The 9,989-nt window shown below is 65.9% G+C and carries 9 protein-coding genes; 7 read left to right on the plus strand and 2 right to left on the minus strand.

Features of this window, described 5'->3' with window-relative positions; genetic code table 11:
- The first annotated feature begins 1 nt into the window (after position 1).
- From ELR45_RS16275 to ELR45_RS16290, 4 genes are all read left to right on the plus strand, one after another.
- Positions 2–1,027, plus strand: coding sequence for a 3-isopropylmalate dehydrogenase (locus tag ELR45_RS16275; RefSeq protein ID WP_205856702.1), 1,026 nt, complete (start codon positions 2–4; stop codon positions 1,025–1,027).
- A 114-nt stretch (positions 1,028–1,141) separates the two neighbouring features.
- A complete protein-coding gene (locus ELR45_RS16280; protein WP_129667328.1) occupies positions 1,142–1,951 on the plus strand; it encodes a glycerophosphodiester phosphodiesterase family protein in 810 nt (269 codons plus the stop codon).
- Between the two features lie 270 nt (positions 1,952–2,221).
- On the plus strand, positions 2,222–3,319 hold the full coding sequence (locus tag ELR45_RS16285) for a branched-chain amino acid aminotransferase (RefSeq protein ID WP_129667329.1): 1,098 nt from the start codon (positions 2,222–2,224) through the stop codon (positions 3,317–3,319).
- Between the two features lie 109 nt (positions 3,320–3,428).
- Positions 3,429–4,127 (plus strand): GNAT family N-acetyltransferase, encoded by a 699-nt coding sequence (locus ELR45_RS16290; RefSeq protein WP_129667330.1) that lies wholly within the window; start codon positions 3,429–3,431, stop codon positions 4,125–4,127.
- Positions 4,128–4,312: 185 nt separating this feature from the next.
- Here the strand turns inward: ELR45_RS16290 and ELR45_RS16295 are convergent, their stop codons facing one another.
- Positions 4,313–4,813, minus strand: coding sequence for a GNAT family N-acetyltransferase (locus tag ELR45_RS16295; protein WP_129667331.1), 501 nt, complete (start codon positions 4,811–4,813; stop codon positions 4,313–4,315).
- Between the two features lie 157 nt (positions 4,814–4,970).
- Positions 4,971–5,999 (minus strand): phosphotransferase family protein, encoded by a 1,029-nt coding sequence (locus tag ELR45_RS16300; protein ID WP_165367826.1) that lies wholly within the window; start codon positions 5,997–5,999, stop codon positions 4,971–4,973.
- Positions 6,000–6,310: 311 nt separating this feature from the next.
- On the opposite strand from ELR45_RS16300, the gene cimA reads away from it, so the two are divergent.
- The 3 genes from cimA to ELR45_RS40950 form a co-directional block, all read left to right on the plus strand.
- Positions 6,311–7,978: a citramalate synthase gene (gene cimA, locus ELR45_RS16305; RefSeq protein ID WP_129667333.1), complete on the plus strand. Its 1,668-nt coding sequence runs from the start codon at positions 6,311–6,313 to the stop codon at positions 7,976–7,978.
- 403 nt (positions 7,979–8,381) lie between these two features.
- Positions 8,382–9,431, plus strand: coding sequence for an NAD(P)H-dependent flavin oxidoreductase (locus tag ELR45_RS16310; RefSeq protein ID WP_129667334.1), 1,050 nt, complete (start codon positions 8,382–8,384; stop codon positions 9,429–9,431).
- Positions 9,432–9,724: 293 nt separating this feature from the next.
- The coding region (locus tag ELR45_RS40950) for a lipoate-protein ligase small subunit (protein WP_240759771.1) at positions 9,725–9,989 on the plus strand (265 nt) is incomplete at its 3' end.

A 9,989-nucleotide genomic window follows, 5' to 3' on the forward strand; every position in this document is an offset into this window, starting at 1 on the left:
CATTAACCTCGCTGTCATTCCGGGAGACGGCATAGGGCCGGAGGTTGTCGCCGAGGGCCTCAAAGTACTGGATGCCGCCCTCGCCGACGCCAAGGTGTCCACGACTGAGTACGACCTGGGTGCTCGTCGCTGGCACGCCACCGGAGAGACCCTGCCGGACTCGGTCCAGGAGGAGCTCCGCGGACACGACGCCATTCTGCTCGGTGCCATCGGTGACCCGAGTGTGCCCAGCGGCGTCCTCGAGCGTGGCCTCCTGCTCAAGCTGCGGTTCGCATTCGACCATTACGTCAACCTGCGGCCGTCGCGGATCGTGCCGGGCGTGCAGACGCCGCTCGCCGATCCAGGCGAGGTCGACTTCGTCGTGGTGCGAGAAGGGACCGAAGGCCCGTACGTCGGCAATGGCGGCGCGCTTCGAGTCGGCACACCACACGAGATCGCCAACGAGGTCAGCGTCAACACGGCGTTCGGTGTGGAGCGGGTGGTACGCGACGCGTTCCGCCGCGCACAAGCACGGCCACGCCGCAAGCTGACCTACATCCACAAGCACAACGTCCTCGTTCACGCCGGCCACCTTTGGCGCCGCACCGTCGAGCAGGTCGGTCAGGAATACCCCGACGTCTCGGTCGACTACTTGCACATAGACGCGGCGACGATCTTCATGGTGACCGACCCGTCGCGCTTCGACATCATCGTGACAGACAACCTGTTCGGGGACATCATCACCGACCTCGCCGCCGCCATCTCCGGCGGGATCGGCCTCGCTGCCAGCGGGAACGTCAACCCCGACCACACGGCCCCGTCAATGTTCGAGCCGGTTCACGGTTCCGCTCCGGACATCGTCGGCCAGGGCATCGCCGACCCCACGGCCACGGTGTCGTCGGTGGGACTGCTGCTGGAACACTTGGGGCACGTGGATGCGGCACGCAGGGTCAACGAGGCCGTCGTCGCGGACCTCGCCGGCCGCGGTGAGTCCAAGCGCCGGACTACCGAGATCGGCGACGCTCTGGCGGCGCGGACGTCGTCGTAGGCGGGTAGTGCGGGCGGGCGGCTCGCATAGGTGCTGGTGAACCCTGGATGAACCCAGATGAAGATCACGTGCGCGGCAGCGTGTGATCGGCTGACAGATGCGACGATGTGAGTCGTGAGCACGCCACGCTACGGCAGTGACGAAGGGTTCTTGGCCGTTGCCCACCGGGGCGGCGCAGGCCTGGCGCCAGAGAATACGTTGGCGGCGTTCGGGCGGTCCTACGCGCTCGGCTACCGCTATCTCGAGACCGACGTCCGGGTGACCTCCGATGGTGTGTGCCTGGCATTCCACGACGCGAAGCTGGATCGGGTCACCGACGGACACGGGCTGGTGGGGCGTCATACCTGGGACGATGTCCGCCGGCTGACGGTGCGGGGTGGAAGCGAGCCCGTCGCGCGTCTCGATGATGTGCTCCAAGCCTTTCCGGACGCGCGCTTCGTCATCGATGTGAAGGACGAAGCGGCGATCGAATCCCTTGCCGCTGTACTTCGGAGAACGAGTGCCGCCGGGCGGGTGTGTGTCGCCGGTGCATGGGACGGGTGGCTCGCCCAGCTCCGCGACGCGGTCGGCCCGGAACTGTCGTGCGCGTTGGGCTGGCGGGCGCTTGTGTCCTGGCTGACTTGTGCGCGTCTTCGAATCGCACCACCTCGGCGGCTGGTGACGGGAACGTTCGCACACGTCCCGATGCGCCTGGGCCGGGTGCCCGTCTTCATCGATCGTCTCGTCGCAGGGGCGCATCATCTCGGCCTCCGGCTCGTCGTGTGGACGGTCGACGATCCTGATGTGATGCGCCGTCTGATCCTGGCCGGCGTCGACGGAATCATCACGGACCGGCCGGACCTCTTGCGCGAGGTGATGATCGCAGAATGTGTCTGGCAGGCTCCGATGGCCGTGGACCTTCCCGCTGCCGATGCAGCTCCGTAACGGAGTGCCATGGGCGCCGCGTCGCTGTCGGGCGCGGTACCGCTGACCCAATTCTGACGGCTCTCGGTTGACAGCTCTCAGTAGACGGCGCTCGGGCACGAACGCTCGTGGGATGACAGCCGTGCGATGACGCTGAGATGGTTCCTGTTTCGTTAAGTCCCGGGGTGGTGTGCTGGCGCCTTCTTGGACGTCCTACTATCTTTGGACCATCGGCAGCGTTCGGCGTCGCCGTGCGTCGAACCACCATCGTTTCTTCGAAAGGGTCACGTCATGACAGCGATAGCGCCGGCACTGGAGTTCTCGACGACCTACTCGTCGAGCCCGGTACCGGCTGAGCGGCGGGCGGAGATCCTGGCGAACCCAGGTTTTGGGACCTCGTTCACCGATCACATGGTCACGGCAACATGGACACCGGACGCCGGATGGCACAACGCCGGGGCCCGCCCTTACGCTCCTCTGTCACTCGACCCAGCGACCGCTGCGTTGCACTACGCTCAGTCGATCTTCGAAGGGCTCAAGGCATACCGCCACGACGACGGCTCGATCTGGGCGTTCCGCCCGGAGGCCAACGGTGCGCGGTTCCAGCGCAGTGCCCACCGCATGGCTCTGCCGGACCTGCCTGTCGAATCGTTCGTCGAATCGCTCGACCTGCTGGTGCGCACAGACGCCGAGTGGGTGCCATCCGGGGGAGAGACGAGCCTCTACCTGCGGCCTTTCATGTTCGCCTCCGAAGTGTTCCTGGGAGTGCGTCCGTCGAAGCACGTGACATACAGCGTCATCGCCTCGCCCGCCGGCGCATATTTTTCGTCCGGTGTGAAGCCGGTCAGCATCTGGCTCTCGTCCGAGTACACCCGAGCGGCTCCCGGTGGCACGGGTGCGGCCAAGTGCGCCGGCAACTATGCGGCCAGCTTGATCGCTCAACAAGAGGCTCTAGCCAATGGTTGTGACCAGGTGTGCTTCCTCGACGCATTGGAGCGCAAGTGGGTTGAAGAGCTCGGCGGCATGAACCTCTACTTTGTCCGGGCCGACGGGTCCATCACCACGCCGTCGTTGACAGGGACCATCCTCGAGGGCATCACCCGAGACTCGGTTCTGGCGCTCGCAGCCGATCTTCATCACAAGGTCGAGGAACGGCCGGTGTCGATCGACGAGTGGCGCGAGGGTGTCGCCTCGGGTGAGATTACTGAGGTGTTCGCTTGCGGCACGGCCGCCGTCGTCACGCCTCTCGGTCGGTTGGCCTGGAGTGACGGCGAGCTCCTCATGGACGACGAGCCGGGTCCGGTGACGCAGGAGATCCGCGCCGCCCTACTCGATATCCAGTACGGCCGTGCCCAGGATCGACATGGCTGGATGCACCGCATCGTCTAGGCGATCCGTTCCTCAAAGTCGTGCGGTGGTGCGGCGGCTGGATTGCCATAGAGCTGGGTAGCGAGAGCATTGGACTGAACGCGCGGCCGCGGCGATAGCCTCGTGCTCTATGAGAGACACCTCCAGTGTGCAGGGCACTCCTGGTGCGTCGGCCCGGCAGGTAAGAACGTTGCTCGCCCGGGCGTACCAGTCTGATCCGTTGATGGCATGGATCTTCCCGGACGAGGAAAGCAGGCTGAATGCGGTTGCCGCATGGTTGGGCTTGTTCGTCGAGAGCTATTGGGAGAGCGACCGCGTCGACGTGCTCGGGGAGGAGACCATCGACGCTGTCGCCATCTGGCGGATCTCGGATGCATCCCGGCCCATATCGCCCGCCTCGTCCAGTCCGCCTGCCTCGCCCGGTCCGCCTGCCTCGTCTAACTCTCCGGCCGCGCCCGCCATCCCCGGTCCGTTGCCCACAATCTCGGGTCTCCTGTCTGCACTGGTCGGCGACGAGCGGGCATCGGCGATCGGGCAAGCGCTGGCGGGCGTCAGAGAGTTGGCCCCCACCGAGCCGTACGTATATCTGCATTTCTTGGCCGTCGAACCGGAACGGCAGCGTCAGGGGCTTGGGCGAAGCGTGCTGGAACCGGGCGTGCGCCATGCCGACAGCGTTGGACTCGGGGTCCATCTCGAGACGACCAACGCCGACAACCACCCGTTCTATCGCCGACTGGGTTTTGAGATCAGTGGTCATCGTCAACTCTCGGTAGAAGGACCCACGCTCTGGACGATGTGGCGGGAGCCGTCGACTGCATCGAGCACGTAGCGTGTCGGTGAGGCGCCGACTGAAGGAATCGATGCCGACAACTTCTGAATCACCCGCCAATGCGCCACGGCATTGTGGCGGTGCCCTACTCCGTCCTGCGATTCTGCAGAATGCTCAGGCGCTAGCGCCAGGGTGCGAGGGAGCCGCCGGGGATATCGCACTGGTGGCCGTGACCAGTACGACTCTCATGGCTTCAACAGGCGTTCAAGCTCCAGCTCATGACGTAGCGGGATACCGTCGACCTCCAGTGGTATCGAGGGCTTGAGCTCGGCCCGCGACCGTGTCACGGCTCCCCGATGAACAGCTACGAGGTCGAAGCCTCGGCGCTGGTAGAAGCGCAGGGCATGGGTGTTGTCGTTCGTGGTGATCAACCAAAGGCGGCGTGCTCCGGCCTGGTGGGCGGCTTCCTCCACGGTCCGCAGGAGCGCGGTTCCGACGCCGTGCCCGACGACGATCGCATCGAGCGTGACGACCTCCCAGCCGTCATCGCCTACGTGATACGTGAGCAGGCCAGCCGTTTCCTCACCGATCTCGGCCACATAGCCAGGCAGATCGGCGGCGTCGTACAAGGTGCCGTGCCCGGCGACCTGGGTGTCCCCCCAGGAGCCACCAAGGATGGCCCGCACTGTGTCCTGGTCATCTGGGGCGACGGGACGGATCGTGACGAGTGGGCTCGCTGGGGTCATGGCCCGCCATTCTAGGAAATCGCGGCTGCGACTGGGACATGTGCATGTGATTCGGCGCACACGCTGCGCAGGTGGCTAGCACGTCGGCAGGCGCATGTAGTGCGTGCGGGTCCGTGAAGGCGGGTCAGCTAGGGCAGATCGCGCGCCGCATGCCGGTTCAGCGCAGGTTGTCGAACAGTTCCGGTTGGCGCCGTTGCCAGAATTCGACGGCTTGCACAACGCGCGTGATCTCCGTGTCGATGATCTTCTCTTCCCGCGGTGACCCTGGCTCCCACCGGGCTTTGCCATATGTGTCGTTGACGACGAACAGCAAGAGGGCAGGTCCGAGCTGGCGGATGAGCTCATCCCGCCACAGCTCACCGACGCCGCGCCGACGCAGCTCGGCGACGTAGGCGTTCACGACCGTGTCGAAGTCGTCGAGCTCGGCGATCGTGAAGACCAGCTTGACGACGTCATGGATAGCCGCTCCGCGCGACGCGAGTGCCCAGTCGAGCAGAATGGGCTCTCCGTTCGTAAGGTCGAAAAGGATGTTGTCCAGGTGCAAGTCCCGGTGGAGCAGGGTCGGCGCGACATCTGTTAGCTGCCGGCGAGCGTACGACGCCACCATGGGCCCGTCGTCGACAATGTCGCGGGCAACGCCGTTCAGGCGAGCCTCGAAGCGCGTCAGGACAAGGTCCCGACGCTCTGCGTACCATGCGTCGTCCCTGGAGGTCGGCGGCATGGTGAGGAGCCACTCGGCGTTCGCGAGCTCGGGGCGATTCCACCATGTCGCATGAAGCGCGGCCAGGGACTGTGCCAACAGCACGGCGGGCTTGGTCGTGAGCCGGGTCAGGCAGTCGCCCTGTTCCACATCGTGCAGGTCTTCGAGCACTAGCACCGCGCGTTCGAGAGCGTCGTCGATAGCGGCGAAATGGCAGGCCGGGACCTTCGGCCCGGTGTCTGGCGCGAACGTCTGAAAGAAGCGGACCTCCCGTGTGCCGGCGACACTCGACGTATCCCACAGCTTGACGACCACCGACCATTCGCCACCATGCACGCGGTAGAGCTCACTGGCCAGCCCGAACTCGGCTCCGATCCGTGCCACTGTGAGCCCAGGCAGTTCCGCCGGTACCTGGCCTGCCAAGATCCCGCGGAGCCAGCCGGCGGTGAGGTCGGCCGCAGATGCTGGCACGCGTACATCATTCATCCGGTTATTCTCCACGGCAGACGCCTCGTCCGTTGCTCGGACCGTGTCGCCGGCCGGCAGTTGGCTGGCGGCAGCATTGGACTGACTCACGTCGGCGGACACACTGCGTGTGACGCGAAGGGTGTCCACAATGTAGACACCCTCGCTGGAATCCTCGGCCGGTATGTGGCATGCTTCAAGGCGATGTCTTTCTGGATGATCATTATCTAGGCGCGCCGGCACCGAGCAAGACCGCCAGGCGCGCAGACCCTTCGCATCCGCGAAGGGTCTTTTGCGTTCCAGGGACATGGTGGTTCCACGCTCGGGCGTCGATGTGGCGATGGATACTGAGGACACCACAACGAGGATCGGGGAAGAACGTGACCAGCACAGAGGAGCAGGGCCAAACCGTCGACGTCGAGCGGTTCCACGTCTACGACACAACCCTTCGCGACGGCGCTCAGCAGGAAGGGCTGTCCCTGTCCGTCCAGGACAAGCTGGCCATTTCCCGGCACCTCGACGAGCTTGGCGTGGGCTTCATCGAGGGTGGCTGGCCCGGTGCTGTGCCCAAGGACACCGAGTTCTTCCGGCGTGCGCGTACCGATTTGAAGCTGGAGAACGCCACGCTCGCGGCATTCGGCGCTACCCGGAAGGCTCATGGCAATGCCGCCGACGACGAGCTGGTGCGCGCCCTCGTCGACGCTGAGACCCCGGTCGTGACCTTGGTGGCGAAGAGCCATGTCGGCCACGTGGAGCGCGCACTGCGCACGACGCCCGCGGAGAACCTGGAGATGATCCGGGACACGGTCTCGTTCCTGGTGGGCGAGGGCCGTCGGGTCTTCGTCGATGCCGAGCACTTCTTCGACGGGTACCGCCTCACGCCGGAGTATTCGCTGGAGATGGTCCGCACGGCGGTCGACGCGGGCGCCGACGTGGTGGTTCTGTGCGACACCAACGGCGGCATGCTTCCCGACGACGTGCGTGAGATCGTCGGCGCGGTCACGGACGCCACGGGAGCCCGGCTCGGAATCCACGCCCACAATGACACAGGGTGCGCCGTCGCGAACTCCCTCTCCGCGATCGACGCCGGCGCCACGCACATGCAAGGCACGATCAATGGCACAGGTGAGCGTACCGGCAACGCCGACCTGCTGACCGTCGTCGCCAACCTCGAGCTCAAGCGGCAACGCCAGGTGCTTCCGCACGGCGCCGTGCGGGAGTCGACGCGGATCGCCCATGCGGTCTCCGAGCTGACCAATATCGTGCCGTACTCGCGTCAGCCATACGTCGGGTCCAGCGCGTTTGCGCACAAGGCTGGGCTGCACGCCAGCGCCATCAAGGTGGATCCCGATCTCTACCAGCACACCGATCCCGCGCTGGTCGGCAACGACATGCGAATGCTCGTCTCCGACATGGCCGGCCGGGCGAGCGTCGAGCTCAAGGGTCGCGAGCTGGGCTTCGACCTCTCGGACAGTCGAGAGCTAGTCGGCCGGATCACCCAGCGGGTGAAGGAGATGGAGGCCACCGGCTACACGTTCGAGGCGGCTGACGCGTCGTTCGAGCTGCTGCTGCGCGAGGAAGTGGAAGGCGAGCGGACGAGCTTCTTCGAGGTTGAAGCGTGGCGTGTCATCACCGAGTCCCATCCGGGAAACGACGCGTCCAGCGAGGCGACCGTCAAACTCCGAGCGGGTGGGGAGCGCGCCGTCGTCACCGGTGAAGGAAATGGACCGGTCAACGCACTGGACCATGCGCTGCGCGCGGCCATCGGCACGCTGTATCCGGAGATCGCCAAGATCGAGCTGATCGACTTCCGTGTCCGCATCCTCGATGCCTCGCACGGAACCGACGCCGTCACTCGAGTGCTGGTGGAGATGACCGACGGGGAGTCCTCCTGGGAGACCGTGGGTATCGGCGCCAACATCATCGAGGCATCATGGGAAGCCCTCGTGGACGGCGTGACCTACGGGCTGCTTCGCCAGGACGCAGAACGCGTTTCGTGAGGTAGTCGACCGTGTCTCGTGGGCGCGCACCTCGCGTCTCACAAAGTGGCACAGGCAGGCAGTCCCCGGCCAGGGCCGCGATGAGTCATCGGCGCTGGCGGCGCTCGAGGAGTTCGCCATTGGCCTGGCACGAGACCGGCGAACTCGTTGTCCTGCGCCGGTTTTGCTAACCCGAGCTCGTTGTGCGCGGCGGCGGACGAGCCTGCTCGGCGAGCGTGTCGAGGCGACCGGCGATGGCGGCGCGCAGAGCGAGTAGTCCGTCTCCCTAAGCCCACAACCTGCAGATGAGCGGCAACCATCAGGACATCAAGAACACGATGTCGACGTTCGGCGTCACGATCAACGACTAGCGCCACGCTGGGAGTGGAGTCTGACGTCGACAAGCTCGGTTAAAGTGTGAAATATGGAGGTCGCTGGCACGCTCGCCGAGCTTCTCGGGACGAAGCTGCCGATCATCCAGGCGCCGATGGCCGGTGCGCAGGGCGCCTCGCTTGCCGCCGCGGTCTCGAACGCGGGCGGCTTGGGGTCGCTGCCATGCGCGATGCTCACACCACCAGGGGTCCGTGCAGAGCTGGAGGCGGTCAAGCGACAGGCGAGCGGGCCGGTCAACGTGAACTTCTTCTGCCACACGATGCCCGTGCCGGATCTTGATCGTGAGGCGCGATGGCGGGCGGTCCTGTCGTCCTACTACGACGAGCTGGGCCTCGATCCGGAGCAGGTCACCCCCGGATCCGTCCGCGTGCCGTTCGACCACGCCGCCGCCGATGTCGTCGGTGAGATGCAGCCAGAGGTCGTGAGCTTCCACTTCGGCCTGCCCCAGGCCGATCTGCTGGCACGGGTCAAGGCGACGGGCGCGCGTGTCCTGGCCTCTGCGACGACGGTCGACGAGGCTCGTTGGCTCGAAGAGCGCGGTGTCGACGCGGTGATCGCGCAGGGGCTCGAAGCAGGCGGTCATCGAGGGATGTTCCTGTCGAGCGACCTCACCACTCAGATCGGGACCATGGCGCTCGTGCCGCTGATCAGCCGTGCGGTCGATGTCCCCGTGATCGCCGCCGGAGGGATCGCGGACGCGAGGGGCGTCGCCGCGGCGATGGCGCTCGGTGCCTCGGGCGTCCAGGTCGGCACGGCATATCTGCGCTGTCCCGAGTCGACGATCAGCGACGTGCACCGAAACGCGCTGGCGGGCGAGGACGCTCGGCACACGGCGGTCACGAACGTCCTGAGCGGCAGACCGGCACGCGGGATCGTGAACCGCGTCATCCGCGAGCTCGGCGCGATCCGTGCCGACGCGCCGGACTTCCCGCTGGCGACGCAAGCCATCACGCCGCTGCGTGCGGCGGCCGAGCGGAACGGTAGCGGGGACTTCTCACCGCTGTGGGCCGGTCAGAACGCGGCAGGCTCCGCCGAGATGCCGGCCGCGGAGTTGACCTGCGAGCTCGCCTCGGCGTTCTAGGCGGCTTGTGCTGTCGTCGAAGCGCGGACCGCAGTTCAGGGAGTTGGGGGTGGAGTTTCACCTCGTGAGCCCAACGGTGGAGCGTTGCCCCAACGGTGGAAGGTTATCCGAATGACGCTGGACGGTTGTACCGGCTATAGCAGGTCAACTGATCCGGTGATGTGTGTAGAACCTTCCAGGGATCGCTGTACGCAGTAAGCTTTTGTGGCCGACCGGCGTGCGGCGGCTGACTTCGCGTTGTGGATCACAACGAAGGGCGGAACAGCGGCGTCGTGAAGTTGGTTGGAGCAGGCGTGCATGGTGAATATAAGGTGCCGGGCGGGAAACTGGTTGTCGCTGATCTCGTGGTGGACGACGGCGTCATCGACAGGGCGACCATCAGCGGTGACTTCTTTCTCGAACCCGATGACGCGCTCGAGCGCATCAACGCGGCACTGATCGGGGCATCGGTCGGGGAGCCTGCGGTGCAGCTCGCCGCCCGGGTACAGGCGGCGCTGGACGGTGCCGTCACGCTGGGTTTCTCGGCCGGCGCCGTGGCTGCCGCTGTGCGACGTGCGG

Source organism: Phytoactinopolyspora endophytica (assembly GCF_004138495.1).
In the GTDB taxonomy this organism is placed as follows: Bacteria; Actinomycetota; Actinomycetes; order Jiangellales; family Jiangellaceae; genus Phytoactinopolyspora; species Phytoactinopolyspora endophytica.

Excerpts from the sequence above, each read along its gene's own strand:
- ELR45_RS16285 (WP_129667329.1), top strand. The coding sequence starts at position 2,222 with ATGACAGCGATAGCGCCGGCACTGGAGTTCTCGACGACCTACTCGTCG.
- ELR45_RS16290 (WP_129667330.1), top strand. The coding sequence starts at position 3,429 with ATGAGAGACACCTCCAGTGTGCAGGGCACTCCTGGTGCGTCGGCCCGG.
- ELR45_RS16295 (WP_129667331.1), bottom strand. The coding sequence starts at position 4,813 with ATGACCCCAGCGAGCCCACTCGTCACGATCCGTCCCGTCGCCCCAGAT.
- ELR45_RS16300 (WP_165367826.1), bottom strand. The coding sequence starts at position 5,999 with ATGAATGATGTACGCGTGCCAGCATCTGCGGCCGACCTCACCGCCGGC.
- cimA (WP_129667333.1), top strand. The coding sequence starts at position 6,311 with ATGTGGCGATGGATACTGAGGACACCACAACGAGGATCGGGGAAGAAC.
- ELR45_RS16310 (WP_129667334.1), top strand. The coding sequence starts at position 8,382 with ATGGAGGTCGCTGGCACGCTCGCCGAGCTTCTCGGGACGAAGCTGCCG.